Genomic DNA, 16431 nt, shown 5'->3' with positions numbered 1-16431 from the left:
GGTTCTCTTCAGCAATCGGGTGAAGTAATTTTTCTATCGGAAGCCGTTCGTTGATCACCGAAAAGTTCATGAGGCAAACATACAAAATACGCCAATTGGTTAACCTTTCTGAGTTGGGCACCCATATAAACAAGCGAGAAGAGAGGTGAATAGAATTTTCTCAAATGCGATTGTCAATTATTGACCTAAATTTGTAGCTGAATGGAAGAACAGGAAGAGCTTTTTGAGCATCACAGACTGGTGTGCGACCCAGGCCAGGAGCCGTATCGTATCGATAAGTTTTTGATGGACCGACTACCCAACGTAACCCGCAATAAGGTGCAACAGGGCATTAAAGATGGTTTTGTCAAGGTAAACGGTAAAGAGGTAAAACCCAATTACAAAGTACATCCGGGCGATGAAATTGTGGTGGAACTGCCAGAGCCACCGCGTGACACCGATGTAGTTCCTGAAAATATTCCGCTCAATATTGCCTACGAAGACGATCATATACTGGTCGTAAATAAGGAAGCGAGTATGGTGGTGCACCCGGCCTATAATAACTGGACAGGCACTTTGGTGAATGCATTGGCTTACCACTTTCAGCAGTTGCCCACCATGGAAGGTAATGATGGACGCCCCGGACTGGTGCATAGGATAGACAAAGACACCTCGGGCCTTCTGGTAATTGCCAAAACCGATAAGGCTATGAATAGCCTGGCCAAACAGTTTTTCGATCATAGCATAGAAAGAACCTACTATGCGCTGGTTTGGGGTGTGCCGACACAAGAGAAAGGAACCATAGATGTGCATTTGGGCAGAAGCGAAAAAGACAGACGAGTAACAGTGGCCATTGAAGATGGTTCTCGCGGAAGAAATGCCATTACACACTATAAAGTACTGAAAGATCTTCGGTACGTATCCCTCATTCAGTGTAATCTGGAAACGGGCAGAACACACCAAATTAGGGCACATATGAAGCACATTGGCCATCCGTTGTTTAACGATGCTACCTATGGAGGCGATAAAGTGCTAAAAGGAACTCAATTCTCTAAGTATAAGGCATTTGTAGAAAATGCCTTTAAGCTCATGCCGAGACAAGCCCTCCACGCCAAATCGCTAGGTTTTAAGCATCCGGTATCGGGTAAGTTTGTGCAGTTCGACTCAGAGCTACCGGACGATTTCAGGGCGGTAATTGAAAAGTGGGAAAACTATGTACAATACGAATAGGGCTACTAACCCACCACGTAGGTAAGAATGGCATACAGATGAAACCCTGTTCCCCCCAACACAAATAGATGCCATATGGCATGGTGGAAGGGGAGCTTTTTCATGACATAAAAAATGACTCCTGTTGTATACGACAGCCCACCACAAAGCATAAGGTTTACCACCTGAGCATTAAGCACGGTGGCCAGCTCATCGAACATCACAAAGCCCAGCCATCCCATACCCAAGTAAGAGGCCAACGAGAGCTTTTCTAGTTTACCCGTGTAAAAAGCTTTAAAAACAATACCCGCCAGCGCAATTAGCCAAATGGCCCAAAGCAGGTTTTTGCCCAGTGCTGTGTGGCCCAGCACCCCCCAACAAAAGGGAGTAAAGGTGCCGGCAATTAGCAGGTAAATAGAAATATGGTCGAGTTTTTTGAACAGAAGTTTCTGTTTCTTACTCTTCACACTGTGGTAGAGTGTTGAAGCCAGATAAAGCGTGACCACGGAGAGCAGAAAAACCAGACAACTCCAAAACACCGAGGAATCAATCTCCTGATGCTTAGTAAACAGGTAAATCATTCCACCAATGCCGGCCAATATGCCTAAACCATGCGAAAGGGCATTGGCAAGTTCCTCTTTTGGGCTATAGGCTTCTGTAGTTGCAGGCTTTTTCATACCGGCAGCTTTTCTCCACAAAATTTACAAAATAGCGCCTCACTGTCGTGGCCTTTCGAGGCGCACTTCAGGCATGCTTTTTCTTTCTGTTTGTTTTGGTCTTTCTGAAGCTCTACGGTAACAATTCCTGTGGGAACAGCAATAATGGCATAGCCCAAAATCATTACAAAAGAAGCTATGGTTTGGCCGAGAATGGTTTGCGGAGCAATGTCTCCATAACCCACGGTGGTGAGCGTAACAATGGCCCAGTAAATGCTCAGCGGAATACTGCTAAAACCATTCTCTCTACCTTCCACCAGATACATTACCGTGCCCAGCATGATTACCAGCATAAGCACTGTACCCATAAATACCGTAATCTTGTGTCTACTGGCTTTGATTGCCCTACCCAGTTGCTCTCCCTCACCAACAAAGCGGCCTAGTTTTAAAATTCGGAATACACGCAGCAATCGCATAGCCCGGATAATGAGCAGATATTGTGTTCCGGCAAAAAAGAAACTAAGGTAAGTGGGCAGTAGAGACAGTAAGTCTATGAGTCCGTAAAAGCTGAAGATGTACCTTCTTCTTTTGTCGGTTACGTAGATTCTCACAATGTACTCCAGGCTAAAAATTACCGTAAAAAACCACTCCAGATACTTAAAAAATATGCCATAGCGCTGGTTAATGCTGTAAACACTTTCCAGCATTACGGCCAATACGCTAATGAGAATAGCAATCAGCAGGCCGACATCGAAAGCCTTACCTGCTGGTGTATCTGTACCGAATATGATTATATAAAGCTTCTTTCTAAAACTCATTCTTCAGTTTTGATCCTGAAACTAGGGGCTCTATAATCTTCCGACAAATAGCTTTGCGGAATGGTGCTTTGATTACCATCTCTGTGCGCGCCATAATGTGGCGACATAATTTCTACCCCGGCCTCATTAAACTTGTCCTGAATATTTTTGTGCAGCTCCGAATAAATTAGTGCCATTTTCTGAATCTCACGTGTACGGGCATTGAGCTGGTAGCTCACATAGAAATCGTCCAGGCTGGTTTGCAGCACAAACGGATGTGGCTTTTTCTTTATATGCTCAGTAGCCAGAGCGGCCTCTACCAGCAGTTTGTGTACTTCGCGCCACGGCACATCGTAGCCAATAGTTACTGTGGTATGCAATATAAGGCCTTCCTCTTCATTGGCGGTGGTGTAGTTTATGGTGTGGCTGTTGATCATCTGCGAATTGGGAATGGTGATGATCTCGTTTTTAATGGTTTTTATTTTGGTGTTGAGTAAAGCCTTTTCCTTCACATCGCCAATTACCTCACCAATTTTTACACGGTCGCCAATTTTAAAGGACCGCATATAAGTAATCACCAACCCGGCAATAATATTGGAGAATGCTCCGGCACCACCCAATGCTACTAATAAACCAAAAAAGGTAGAAACCCCTTTGAATATCTCTGAGTTGCTCATGGGCAACAGGGGCCAAATACCAATAAAAGCAAGAGCAATAAAGATAGCCCTCACAATATTAAAAGTTGGGCTCGCCCACTCCGGGTAAAAGCCCTTAATTTCCAGTCTGCCCGTGGCTACCTCTTTTTTAAAGAAGCTAAGCAACTTGAGGAAGTATTTTAAAATAACCACTATAACTATGATAAACAGCAGGTTAGGGATATATCCCACTATTTTGTGGCCTAAGGCAACCAGCGGGTCTACCACATAGTGTATAAGCTTATTGGCCAGGCCTTGGGTCCATGGGAAAAGAGCAAAAAGTGCCGGCAGTAGCAGATAAATAATAAAAAGGAGTAGGGCATATTTCGCCACAGTGAGCAGCCAACCGGCTATAAGCAGTTGCTTCTCTACAGTGAGCAATTCATATTGCTTTACCTTAAAGCCTTTAAAAACCTTGCCTTTTTGTGCCTGTAGCTTAAAAGCCAGCAGTCTGAACAGGCGGTTATAGTACTTTAAACCAAAAATAAACAGCCCTATAATGAGCAGGGCTATACCAATATTTACAAATAGCAGGTTACTAAAGCCTTCTTCTTCCTGAGTAAGGGCATTCTTCAATAAGTCTTTGTAATACTCTGTGGTAGCTCTGCGGCTAAGGCCCAGGGCCTGCGCATCGGCATCGTTTATACTCAGTATAATTTGGTCTTGGTACAGAATGTCGTTAACCTCCTGATTATACTCCACTTTGAGTGGAGTAATATCCAGGTTTACGTTTTCCAGTGCGGTGAGCTTCTCGCGTACGCGGGCTGCCCGTTCTTCCAGAGAGTAGGGGCCAATACCTTTAAACAGAAAGATGGTAGAATCGGCATCTACCGGAAACCCACCCTTTTCAACCATAGGGTGAATGGTCTTTTGTTGTACCGCACTATCAACAACCACCGGTTGCTGTGCCGTTTGCCAAAAGAAACTGACAAGGAGAAGCAGCGTTTTCATTACTCTTCAATATAAAGCATTTGCAAGTTTGCTCAATAAAGTTGGAAGATTATCTACGCAATCCAAATATTGTTTGGGTTTGGGGTGAGGGAGCCTATGGACTTAATTGGGTAGAATCTAATCCCGTAATAGTTGTGACTAGCATTCAAATTGTATCTTAGCTGAGGATTTGAGGAATAGTCCAACCCTCCTTTGTTGTTGTGACTAGCATTCAAATTGTATCTTAGCTGAGGCGGTCTGTATGAATTGCTTCAGTTCGTCCTGTTGTGACTAGCATTCAAATTGTATCTTAGCTGAGGAGGCCACAGAGAAAATTGACCGTAACGCGGGTTGTGACTAGCATTCAAATTGTATCTTAGCTGAGGTTACCAGTATATCTGAATTCGTCCTTAGGAGTTGTGACTAGCATTCAAATTGTATCTTAGCTGAGGAAATGGAGTATGAAAACAACCGCGACAGGAGTTGTGACTAGCATTCAAATTGTATCTTAGCTGAGGTTTCTGTCGGAGTGTTCTCGTAAATATCAAGTTGTGACTAGCATTCAAATTGTATCTTAGCTGAGGTAAGTATTGTCAGTGGTATCACTATCAACAGTTGTGACTAGCATTCAAATTGTATCTTAGCTGAGGTGTCTCAAATCTCACTATCAGGGATCTGTAGTTGTGACTAGCATTCAAATTGTATCTTAGCTGAGGCATGGATGCCATATAAGATCCCGAGTGCTAGTTGTGACTAGCATTCAAATTGTATCTTAGCTGAGGCACCTATGTCATCAACATGTCCAGCTCCTAGTTGTGACTAGCATTCAAATTGTATCTTAGCTGAGGTACTCAGCCGGTGACTGAATGTGATAGGCTGTTGTGACTAGCATTCAAATTGTATCTTAGCTGAGGGTTCATGGCTTAGTAGATCTATCGATGGTAGTTGTGACTAGCATTCAAATTGTATCTTAGCTGAGGTAATCAATTTGTTTAGCCCTTTCCCTCTCCGTTGTGACTAGCATTCAAATTGTATCTTAGCTGAGGAACTAGTTATAAGAAGGTCGGCTGGCGGTTGTTGTGACTAGCATTCAAATTGTATCTTAGCTGAGGTGGCGAGGGTGGTTTGCGCCTGAACCATGTGTTGTGACTAGCATTCAAATTGTATCTTAGCTGAGGTTAACAAATTATTTATATTCATTGTAAATTGTTGTGACTAGCATTCAAATTGTATCTTAGCTGAGGTTTTCATAACGCAACAGACCCGTCATATCCGTTGTGACTAGCATTCAAATTGTATCTTAGCTGAGGTTCGCTGTGCTTAGTGAGATGTGGTAGGTAGTTGTGACTAGCATTCAAATTGTATCTTAGCTGAGGGGTTGGACCACAGCAACAAACTGCTCATCAGTTGTGACTAGCATTCAAATTGTATCTTAGCTGAGGTTACAAAACTGAAGGAGCCCCATAAAAACAGTTGTGACTAGCATTCAAATTGTATCTTAGCTGAGGGGCAAAACGCATAGCAACTCTGAAAGGCCAGTTGTGACTAGCATTCAAATTGTATCTTAGCTGAGGGCTATAACGGGCACATTCAAATCTTTGGCGGTTGTGACTAGCATTCAAATTGTATCTTAGCTGAGGGTTATGTGTTACCAGACTGCCAACGCGGGTGTTGTGACTAGCATTCAAATTGTATCTTAGCTGAGGGGATCTTCAGCTTCTACATAAACAGACTCCGTTGTGACTAGCATTCAAATTGTATCTTAGCTGAGGATTGCACGCCAGATCTAGCCTTGAGAACATGTTGTGACTAGCATTCAAATTGTATCTTAGCTGAGGAAAAACTTCTCCATGCCCTTACTGCAGGGTGTTGTGACTAGCATTCAAATTGTATCTTAGCTGAGGTTACAGGTGGTTTAAAGTGCATTTCAAAGCGTTGTGACTAGCATTCAAATTGTATCTTAGCTGAGGATACCCCAAGTTAAGCCTCATATTTTCAGAGACTTAGCTAGGGGGTTCTCGCTTTTAGAAAAGCTCTAATTGCTGGGTTGGCTGGGGCAATTCTTCTTTTTTGGCCGAGATAAATACTTCCATCATGCCAAACTGTTTATCCGTAATATGAAAAATACCCACATGTCCTTTGGGTGGAAGGTTCATTTTCACCCTTTTCATATGAACTTTTGCATTGTCCATACTTAAGCAATGCCTGAGAAAAATGGAGAACTGAAAACGAGTGAAGCCATCTTTTTCCAGCATATCCACAAACTTCCGATAATTGCGGGTGTCGGTTTTGGTTTCTGTCGGTAGATCGAAGAGAACCATTACCCACATGACTCTATATTGATTAAGCCTGTCAAAACTCAAAAGCTGGGGAATTTGATTTCCTTCAATTCCTTGGAATAACACTTTTGCAAACTGGATGTAGTTTGTTGCAGCGCTGTCATTAATGGACTGGTTAAGCCATTTATCTTCACATCAAGAACAGGAATTTGTAAGAGCTTTTGCTTCAGAGCTGGGGTGAGTTCAGCATAGTTGTCTTCGGTTCTTACTAATTCCAATACCAGTTGATCCACAAAAGGCCTGTATGGTTCCATTACATCATCGGCTAGGCAGTAACTATTGTACTGGTTATGATGATGATAGCCAATGGTGGGCAAAAGACCCGAGACCATCAGTGAGCGTGAAACGGAGGCCCTCAGAATAGCGTAGCCATAATTTAAAAGATTGTTGGGCTCTCCTTCAAAACGGCCTCTTTTAAAGTTTTTTATAAGGTCAGTGAAAAGGCTTTTCCAGTAATATGCTGCAGCCCTTCCTTCAAGGTTATCTGGGTCACCGCTCTGCACTTTTCTTGCCCAGTGTTCCATGTTTTCTGCCGGAATACCATTGGCTTTGAGCAATGCCGCCTGGTTCCGGATTTTCGCCTTAATGGTTTGTTTCCACAACTTGCCCTTTAAGGAGTCTGTAGCGGCTAGCTGACTGCTCATTTGTGCAACTTGCTTGTGGTGCGTATTCAAATTCAACATTAAACCTTGAGGTAAATGATGAGCATCGCAGGTAATAATGGCCGCTTGATTGCCCAAAAGCTTGCTTATCAATGTATGACTAATGGTGATTTGAGGATGTTCCAATAAAACCACACCTATATCTTCAATGGGCATAGTTTTCTTTTGGTCGGCATTCGGATATTTGACAACCAATTGGTTTTTGCTGGTAGAAAGGTGAGCCGGGTTGCCAAATAAGAGTGTGCGTTTTATCATATGCGGTTCGTTTGAACCTTCCTAAAACTCTAAACTTTTGGAAGGTTAGCGTCTAAATATTCGTGTCTTATTCACTTGGTAATGTGTTTATATATGACTGATGAAAGTCTTCGAATGCGTTTTTGCCACCAAACCAATTAAGCACTTCTTGTCGGTTGACTTGTGTCGGTTTATCCGATAGAATGCTCTGATAACTTGAAAACCTCCAGTCTTTTATGTTTTGTACAAACCTATGGTGAATAGGGTTGGTGTGTATATAGGCAATTACTTTGGAGATGTAGTCATTCGAAGTAATCTCCTTCTTTTTAAAGTTAGGGGCAAAAAGGCTTCCCTTTCGGTTATGCCGTTTGTTAAAAGCCTGTGTATAACTGCTGAATAGACTTGCAAACTGCTTACTTAGGCGGTACTCTAGCTTTTGGAAAGTTTCAAACTTTCCAAAAGATGCTTCTATCTCCTCTTGATCCTTTATCAGAACCAAACAATGAAAATGGTTGGGCATTAGGCAGTAAGCCAGGGTGTTGGCAATCGGATTAATGTATTTGGTCCACTGCCTAAGAAAGTATTCATAGTTTTCTACGGAGATAAAAAGGTTGTCTCTTCCATTGGCATGATTATAAATGTGATAGTACTTTTCTGTTTGCATGTGCCGTGTCTTTTCAATTATGGTTAAGAACTTTGATCTCTTGGAAAGTTCTAAGCTTGCCAAGAGCAATTTCAATACTCTCCTACATGAACGATTTTTCCCAAATGGTTTATTCTCACTTTTATAATGCCCTCAATACTATTCAGACCCAATTGAGAGTGGTAAGCTACCCCATTTAACACCTTAATGGTTTCTACAGTTGTCTCCAGATGATGACGGAAGAAATAATTTTTACTGGCTATTTTTTGCACTCTGAAAAGGTGTTTACTTATTTGTGCCGAATTCTTCTCATCCAATAAGTCTACTTCACTAGGATCAAAGTCCTCTCCGGGAAACACAAACATTTCATTCTGTTTCATTGTAAAAAGGAATTGCCAACCCATATCAGCATTTAAGGTTTTATCAATAACGGGTAGTCCATTGTTAATTCTTGCAACTGCCTCATAAAAGGAAACAACACTTTCTTGAAGTTTGCCCTCTTTGTCTCGGAATATTGCGATGTGATGATTATTGCCTGTGCTGACAAAATCAGCTGGTTGAGAGTTGCCATTCTCATCCAGAATTTCTTTACCAAAATGGTCTTTCTTGTTGTGAAGAGCTTCTACCTGACTAACCCCTGTTATGGTTACTCGTTTTATACGAATTCCTTTTTCTTTATTGAGCCAAATAGGGTTTTTATCCAAATCAGAAAAAGCTGCTTTGGCGTTTCCGCCAGATTCTGCAAGCCTTGACTTCAACAACTCTCGCTGTTTGACATCAACTACCTTTTCAATACTCTTTTGATCCTTGAAATTGTCAGGGTTTACTTCTTTTCGAATCGTGTAAATGATCTCAAAACAATAGACTTCTTTCAAAGGCTGTCCTTTGTACTCTAGAGGAGATTTTTTTAGCGTTTTTGTACTAAAGGCCAACTCTGGGCTTTTATTAAACTTTTCCAAATGCGCTTCTACAATGGCTTTTTGCTCAGGGTGAACCACTAGCGCTAATTGCTCAATGCTAAATTTGGAATTGAGCTTGGTTGGCTTTTTTGATGGGCGTAGGATTTGTCCATACACGGTTTCTTTGTGCAATTGCCCCCGAGGTGTAAGTTGGATTCGGTTTTTGTGACTTCCTTTTGCTTTGTTGATATTTTGTGTGACAACCTTATTCTTGGTTTTAAACGAAACAAGTATTTGCTCAAGATGTTTTTTGGCCTCTTGCCTGAAATTATTCATAGGTGGCTCAAACTTCCGGTCTTTTTTAATCAGTTGCTCAATGGCCATTATATTAGAGTGTTTTTTATGGTTTTCATCTCTTCTGGCATTGAGGTAGTTGATGTATTGAATATGGTTGTGCGAAGTAAAAGCCACTGTAAGGGCATCCATGGCATGATGTCTGTGATCGTTGCGTTTAGTCCAATCTTTTATTACTTCTACCTCCTTTTCTTTTTCACGACCCGAATCCCATCTTTTTTCTACTTTCGTTAAGCCAAGCGATTTATATTTTGGAAGATTGAGTTCTTTCATCACATTGATCAAATCCCAATCAGCTCGCAATTGATCTGTTATACTCCCCGTTGTAGGAACTACCGATTCAAATACTTCTTCTAGCATAGCCTTGGCTTTCTTAGCTATATACTGACTGTTTCGCAGGTCCCTTTCAATAAAACCATCGGGTAACTTATTAGCCGGCATGAGCAACTTCTGGTACTTGGCTTTACTAATGGCTTCAGCCTTATAAAGCATTTCTACTCTATTTTTGTAGGCGTTCACTTCACTGAGATAGTCTTCCTCTATGAAATCAATGGCCGTACGGTCTCCTTTTTTTAGATTAACACTTCTGAAGGCAAGTGTTTTGTTTGAAAAGGAATCATCGAACAACAGGGCTTTTGGTATGATGTGTTCAATGTCTATGTTCTTTGAATAGAGTTCACGGTATTCAATTTTTTGGTTGGTGAAGATTGTTCTGCCTCCATTGTGCTGCAGCTCTTGCCAGAGCCTATATCTTATGACATCGTTTTTGGTAGGGGTAAAACCAAAGTCTTTTCGGATAATCTTACGGATTTCTTCATTTTTTTTGGTTGCCGTATTGATTGAACTTATGGCTTCTTCCCTTTCTTTGGCCGATTTTTTGAGCTCTCTGGCCAGTTCTATTCTTATTTCATCTGGTTTACCATATTCATCACATACCTGATTAATCAGGTTGATCATTTGGTTTAGGATTTTTTCTACTACTGGGTTCCTCAAGCTGTTTTTGGGCAATACTTCAAGCTTGCCTTTTAAACCCTTAGCTTTCCGCTCTTCCTTTGTCAAACTATTGGAGTGGTTATAGCCCGCAAGTTGACAGGCTTCAGAATAGATATGACCTGCCTGAAGAAAGGGTAATATTTTTCTTATGGCTCTTGCAGATAGACTGCCGTGATCTTCTTGTAAAGAAATATTGGCAAGCATGATGGCGTATTCTGGTTTGAAGCCATACTTTGAATGAAGGGTCTTTTTTAAGTTGACATCGGAATTGCCATAGACCAGCCTATCTTCTTCACTAATCTTGTGGTCATCTTCGGCAGAATACAATAAGTGCCAAAGTTGGTAACTCGCCTGTTTGTCAAATGGCTCTCCTTCCTTGTTAGCGTCAAAATCCAAAATTTCCGCATCAATGCCAATCTCTGGAAAGATGGCTTTTAGCTCAGCTTTTATTTCTGAGGCCGACTTGATTGACCAATCAAAACCATAGCCCTCTCTCTCTGCAATCGCCTGATAAACGTTGTACAAAGCTTGGTTGGTGCGGTTGCCTTCTATAGGCCTAACAGTTTTCTTATTTCGATCTTGTACAGGTTGGTTTGTTTTCCACTCTTTATCAGAAAGTCCCAAAACGTTTAATACTTCTTTTTCAGATAGACTCCCTCTTATATTGAGTTCGTCAAAAAGCAGTTGTTTATCTTCTTCTCCTAAAGTGTACTGCCCCTCTGTCCCTTCATTTTTGGGGATGAATCTAAGGTTATTGATATTTTGCCAAATCTTGAACTCCTGGAATAAGGGAGAAGATTTGGGAATAACCCTGTGGCCAGTGATTTGCATTTTGGGTTGCCCCGTACTTTTATTTAGAATGGGTTTACCTTCCTTGTCTCTTTTTATGGCTTCCCAGCTTTCAAACTCGCAGAAACTCAGCAGGCCTTTTTGTGATTTGAGCTTGCGCTGATAGAAAATAATCGTATCACGTATTTCTTCTTTAAGCGCAGGGTTTAATTCCTTATGAAATTTGGTTTGAGTTTCCCAGATTTTTTCGAACTCATCAAGGTAATCCTGGCGATAGAAAACTTGGTTTTTAAGTGCGATATGAGGATTTTCTTCGATCTGTTTCCACAGATATTCACCTACAGTTTGGTTATTGATATATAAAATTTTGCTTCGGTCAGATATGGCACCTAAATATCCACTCGACTTATTTTTATCACTATTGATTTCTTGAAGAACGATAACCAGATGTTCGAGAGAAAGTTGATGAGATAGGGCGTCTACCCGGAGCTGATATCGCTGAACTTTTTGCTCATGTTTATTTCCATTCAACTTTATGCCTTCAATGGAAAACGGTTCTTTGCATATTGCCCAGGTTTGTTTTTTATTCTTGTCTTTGAGTTCTTTATAAAGAGCATCCGTAAGTATTTCTGGGTAATACGCTTTTTGATGAAGCCAGACCCTATCAAACTCTTCTTGTAGATCTGATCGGTAGAAGTCTGGAATGTATTTTTTACCCTCCTTTAGTTGTTCTAAGGCAAATTGTCCCGGTGTCAGGTTGTTATCGTAGAGTATTTTTGCGGTTGACATGCCATCAACGGCTACACCGTCTTCTTGGGTTTTTGTCTTTCTGCTACTTTTATAACCTCTCTTTTTATTAAGGGCAAAAAGCACTCTGGCTAATTCTTCTAATTCAATTTTTTCTCGGGCCGCTTTTGCTCTGAGCCGTAGAGTTTGGTGAGTTGTTCCATTTCCATTTTCAGCCAAAATAGAATCTCTGGTAATTATGCCAGCTTTTAAAAGAGAGTTGAACAAATGTTCTCTTCTTAGCTTGAACCGCTGTAAATTTCTTCTGGAGCTTCTTTTTGATGTTCGGTTTGCATTAGTGGAAATAGGCTTTCCCTTTTCGAAATTGCTTTTCTCATCTACCGTTAAGGGGTTCACTCGTACGCCAAGTTTTATGATTCGGCCATCCAAAAGTTTCTTGTCGGAACCTCTTTTTTCTTCAACTAAAGCCCACCCAATGGAGTTAGTGCCTAAGTCAAGTCCTAATACTCTTTTTATCATGTGCTATTTTATATTTAAAAAGTTCTGTTTATATTCAAATACAATTTGAATACTAGTCACAATAAGGATTATTCCGTTGTGAAAACATTTAAAGCGGCCTTTACGGGTCGCTTTCTTTTTTAGTCTTTGAGAGTCTTCGGGTATTTAGGTGAAATAATTTCGCTAAAAAATATAAACTATCAAAGTGCGCCTAAAATTCAACACGTTTGGGGATTCAGGTCTCAGGGTTTCCGGAACTTGATTTTCCACAAAAAAACCCTGACGTTTCCGCCAGGGTCAGGTTCCATTCCACACGACTATTGGAGCACTACAGGCTCATCATTTCTTTAAAGCGGGCGGCTTGTCTTCGGCTCACTTCTACTTTGTCTCCTCCACGCAGCACAACCATTAACCCACCATTGAACCAAGATTCTATGCTTTCTACCCAGGTAAGGTTAATAATGTGTTTGCGGCTGGCACGGAAAAACGAACGGTCGTCCAGCTTTTCGTCCAGTGCATTGAGCGACTTGTGGATCATGGGTTTATAGTTGTCGAAGTATATTTTAATGTAATTACCATCTGACTCGAACAGGCGGATGTTCTCCAGCTTTACAAACCAGCATTTGTCTCCGTCTTTTACAAACACCCTATCGCTTGGTCCCAGCTTCTGAGGGTTGCTTTCGGTAGTGGCCTTGGGTTTGCTGTTGCGGTTAATTAGTTTTTGAACCGTTTCTTTGAGTCTGTCTGGCTCAATTGGTTTAAGCAGGTAGTCCATGGCATTGTAGTCGAATGCCTTTAGGGCATACTCATCGTATGCGGTGGTAAATACAACATCCGGGACAGAGTCGAGCGATTCCAACAATTCAAAACCTGTTTTACCGGGCATTTGAATGTCTAAAAACAGCAGGTCGGGCTTTAAGGCATTAATTTTTTCTTCCGCGTCCTCAGCATTCACGGCTTCGCCCACAATTTCTATTTCCTGAAATTCCTGCAAAAGATTGGTAAGCTCCTTACGAGCCAGTCTTTCATCATCTACAATAAGTGCTCTCATAGAATTTATATTTAAATGCGCTGAGGTATTTTCACTTCAGTCACAACAAACTTATCATTTTCGTTATAAATATTAAATGTGGCGGCATCGCCATAAATCAATTTCAGCCTTTCTTTGGTGTTCACCAAACCTACACCGCTTCTGGTGCTGGTTTTTTTTCTGTTCGGAAGCAATTGGCCGCTATTTCTGATTTTTATAACCAGTATGCTATCGTGTACTGCCGACTGAATTTCAATAAGGCCACCCTCCATCAGGTTAGAAACCCCGTGTTTGATAGCATTCTCTACCAGGGTTTGTAGCATCATGGGGGGTACATCGAATCGGTCGGAGCTGGGGTCTATGCGATACCTTACTTTCAGACGCTCTTCGAATCGAATACCCTCAAGCGCAAGGTAGTCTTTTACCGTGTTCAGCTCATTTCTAAAATTTACTACTCTTTTTTTATCGGTAATGAGCGAGTTGCGCAATATGTTAGAAAGTTGTGTGATGGCAATTTTGGCCTTAGCGGGCTCCTCGTCTACCAGCGCGCGCATGCTGTTAAGGGCGTTGAAAATAAAATGCGGGTTGAGTTGTGCTTTGAGTTGGTTGAGGTGCATTTCGTTCATGGCCGCCTCATACTTGAGCGAACGGTTGTTACTTTCCAGGTAGTGATAGAGAAAGTATACCGTGGACCAGAGAATGAAAAGCACAATGGAGGTAGCAAAGAGTAGAAGTACCTCGGTAACCAGGCTTGGGTCGTTGAACGATCGGGTGCCAAACACATAGTACATGAGAAAGGTGAGCAGATTGGCCAGTATAGAAGCCAAAAGAATGACACCTAAAATTCTGGGAATTACCCGCGCAATGTTGATTTGTACCCACTTGCGCTTAATAATTATGTTTCTGATGAAGACGTGGGTAGTAAGAAAAAAGAATAGGCTATGAATGGCCAACTCGGTGCGCTGGTTTTGTACGGCCTTTTCTCCCAGCTCAAAGGGATCTAAGCCCTGAGAGATAAAGTTGGAGCCAAAGTAGAGCCCCCAGCCGAGTATTTGGAGAATCCAGTATAGTCTTTTCTTGCCCATGGTAGAACCCGAAAAATAAGCAAACCTGCCCAATCAAAACAAAGCATTGTTGCAAGAGGTAAACAACCAATATGGCTGGAAATCAGAGCGTATCTCCCGGCTTGTAGTCTTTGTTTCTAACAAAGGTACGAATGATGAGCCTGGTGCCGCGGTCGTAGGTTAGGTAATTCCACACCCAGTTGGCCAAAATGACCAATCGGTTTCGAAAACCCACAATAGACATTAGGTGAATGAACATCCAGACCATCCAGGCAAACAAGCCACCAAAATGAAACTTAGGGAGGTCTACCACTGCGCGGTTACGGCCAATGGTGGCCATTGAGCCCTTGTCTTTATATACAAACGGTTTTAGCGGTTTGCCTTTTTGTGCCCGCATAAGGTTTTTGCCGAGGTTAGTGGCTTGCTGAATGGCCACGGGAGCCACCATGGGGTGTCCTTTAGGAGTTTGCGCAGTATACATACCAGCAATATCTCCCAGGGCGAATACATCTTGCAGACCCTTTACTTCATTGAACTCGTTCACAATTATTCGTCCACCGCCAATGCTTTCTTTTGGCAAACCGTCCATAATATTGCCCGTAACCCCGGCAGCCCATATGACAGTTTTGGCCGGAATAACGGTGCCATCGGTTAGCACCACATCTCTACCATCATAAGAGACCAGGCGAGTGTTAAGCCTAACGTCAACATCAAAATCTTTGAGGTATAACTCGGCCTTGGCGCTCGATTTTTCAGACATGCCCGCCAGCAGTCTTGGGCCTGCGTCTACCAGGTGCAGTTTCATTATGTCGAAGTCAATATCAGGATAGTCGTTTGGCAACACATGCTTTTTGAGCTCGCCCAATGCCCCCGCTACTTCCACACCGGTAGGGCCTCCACCCACAATTACAAAGTTGGTCAGACGGTCTTTTTCTTCATCTTCTTTAGAAAGCACCGTTTGTTCAAAGTTTTGAAGCATGTGGCTGCGCAAATCCAACGCCTGTGGAATTTGCTTCATCGGAAACGTACGATTGTACATTTCCTTATCGCCAAAATAGTTGGTTTTAGATCCGTTGGCTATTACCAGAAGGTCATATTCTAACTCCCCCACCAGGGTCTTAATTACCTTTCTTTCCGAGTCTATCCCGGTAACGCGAGCCATACGAAAGTAAAAGTCTTTGTGCCGGGCAAAAAGCTGACGCAAAGCTCCCGCAATAGAGTCGGGCTCTAAACCGGCTGTGGCTACCTGATACAACAAGGGCTGAAATGTATGGTAGTTGTGCCGATCGAGAAGTACAATTTGGAAGTTGGATTTTTGAAGGGTTTTTACCAGTTGAATGCCGCCAAAGCCTCCGCCTATTATTACGATTCTTTGCTTGTCGGACTTCGGAATCTCCAGGTGGAGATGTTCAAAGCTGCTCATAGCCTGTGGGTTTGGAAGCATAACATTGGGCAAAATGTTTCGGTTCGCATGCTTGTGAGTTTTTGTGGGAACATTGGTATGTCAAAAAGTGTTAAAAGAGCAAATAATAAGAAGACGGTTATAATAGCAGTTCTTAGCTGCCGTTATAAAGTCAGAAAAAGGCAATTAAAATCGATGGTTGAAGTCAGGCTAACGAGCCTGACGTTGAGGTGTTAGATACAGTGTTGATTTTAATGTTTTGGTTGAAGATGGTGCTGTCCGCGGTTGCGGCAGCACTATTTTTTTGTAGCTACTTCTTACGTTCCCTTTTCTAGTCCGGACTTTGAGGAGGAATCTACCAAGCTAGTAGGTTAAACAGATGCTTCGGCTTCGCTCAGCATGGAAAGGGATCGGCTTTTGATTTTGTTCAGCATAGAAAGATGACTTTACTCGCTAAATTCTGGCCGGAATTGGTGTCCACACCGACTCGCCTGTTAATGCCTTGGTGTGG

Annotated in this window: 11 protein-coding genes and 1 CRISPR repeat array; of the genes, 1 reads left to right on the top strand and 10 read right to left on the bottom strand. The window is 42.1% G+C overall.

The genetic code is table 11. The annotated features are described in order from the left end of the window. Positions 1-201 precede the first annotated feature (201 nt). On the top strand, positions 202-1209 hold the full coding sequence (locus B3763_RS04965) for an RluA family pseudouridine synthase (RefSeq protein WP_286744300.1): 1008 nt from the start codon (positions 202-204) through the stop codon (positions 1207-1209). A gap of 5 nt (positions 1210-1214) precedes the next feature. Here B3763_RS04965 and trhA read toward each other — a convergent pair whose 3' ends face one another. The 10 genes from trhA to B3763_RS04915 all read right to left on the bottom strand — a co-directional run bounded on the left by trhA (position 1215) and on the right by B3763_RS04915 (position 15941). Then, positions 1215-1865: a PAQR family membrane homeostasis protein TrhA gene (gene trhA, locus B3763_RS04960; RefSeq protein ID WP_286744298.1), complete on the bottom strand. Its 651-nt coding sequence runs from the start codon at positions 1863-1865 to the stop codon at positions 1215-1217. After that, positions 1862-2662: an ion transporter gene (locus B3763_RS04955; protein WP_189628758.1), complete on the bottom strand. Its 801-nt coding sequence runs from the start codon at positions 2660-2662 to the stop codon at positions 1862-1864. Before B3763_RS04955 ends, trhA begins: the two co-directional genes overlap by 4 nt. Continuing rightward, on the bottom strand, positions 2659-4287 hold the full coding sequence (locus tag B3763_RS04950) for a mechanosensitive ion channel family protein (RefSeq protein WP_286744295.1): 1629 nt from the start codon (positions 4285-4287) through the stop codon (positions 2659-2661). The genes B3763_RS04955 and B3763_RS04950 overlap by 4 nt, the downstream gene beginning before the upstream one ends. 131 nt (positions 4288-4418) lie before the next feature. Continuing rightward, a CRISPR array of direct repeats spans positions 4419-6236; the repeat unit is 36 nt; unit sequence GTTGTGACTAGCATTCAAATTGTATCTTAGCTGAGG. A 54-nt stretch (positions 6237-6290) separates the two neighbouring features. Next, positions 6291-6596, bottom strand: a complete 306-nt coding sequence (cas2, locus tag B3763_RS04945) for a CRISPR-associated endonuclease Cas2 (protein ID WP_189628756.1) — start codon at positions 6594-6596, stop codon at positions 6291-6293. Between the two features lie 29 nt (positions 6597-6625). Continuing rightward, positions 6626-7522, bottom strand: coding sequence for a type II CRISPR-associated endonuclease Cas1 (gene cas1 / locus B3763_RS04940; protein WP_286744291.1), 897 nt, complete (start codon positions 7520-7522; stop codon positions 6626-6628). Between the two features lie 67 nt (positions 7523-7589). Then, on the bottom strand, positions 7590-8165 hold the full coding sequence (locus B3763_RS04935; RefSeq protein WP_286744290.1) for a transposase: 576 nt from the start codon (positions 8163-8165) through the stop codon (positions 7590-7592). 71 nt (positions 8166-8236) lie between these two features. Next, positions 8237-12445, bottom strand: a complete 4209-nt coding sequence (gene cas9 / locus B3763_RS04930; RefSeq protein ID WP_286744288.1) for a type II CRISPR RNA-guided endonuclease Cas9 — start codon at positions 12443-12445, stop codon at positions 8237-8239. Positions 12446-12752: 307 nt separating this feature from the next. After that, a complete protein-coding gene (locus tag B3763_RS04925; RefSeq protein WP_286744287.1) occupies positions 12753-13475 on the bottom strand; it encodes a LytR/AlgR family response regulator transcription factor in 723 nt (240 codons plus the stop codon). An 11-nt stretch (positions 13476-13486) separates the two neighbouring features. Then, entirely contained in the window at positions 13487-14539 is a 1053-nt protein-coding gene (locus tag B3763_RS04920; protein WP_189628750.1) for a sensor histidine kinase, read from the bottom strand. Between the two features lie 82 nt (positions 14540-14621). Further along, positions 14622-15941, bottom strand: a complete 1320-nt coding sequence (locus B3763_RS04915; protein ID WP_286744284.1) for an NAD(P)/FAD-dependent oxidoreductase — start codon at positions 15939-15941, stop codon at positions 14622-14624. Between the last annotated feature and the right edge of the window lie 490 nt (positions 15942-16431).

It is taken from the genome of Roseivirga sp. UBA1976 (genome assembly GCF_002336325.1).
Taxonomy (GTDB): domain Bacteria; phylum Bacteroidota; class Bacteroidia; order Cytophagales; family Cyclobacteriaceae; genus Roseivirga; species Roseivirga thermotolerans.
Note: the sequence above shows the minus strand (reverse complement) of the source record. Positions and strands in the feature narration are given on the sequence as shown.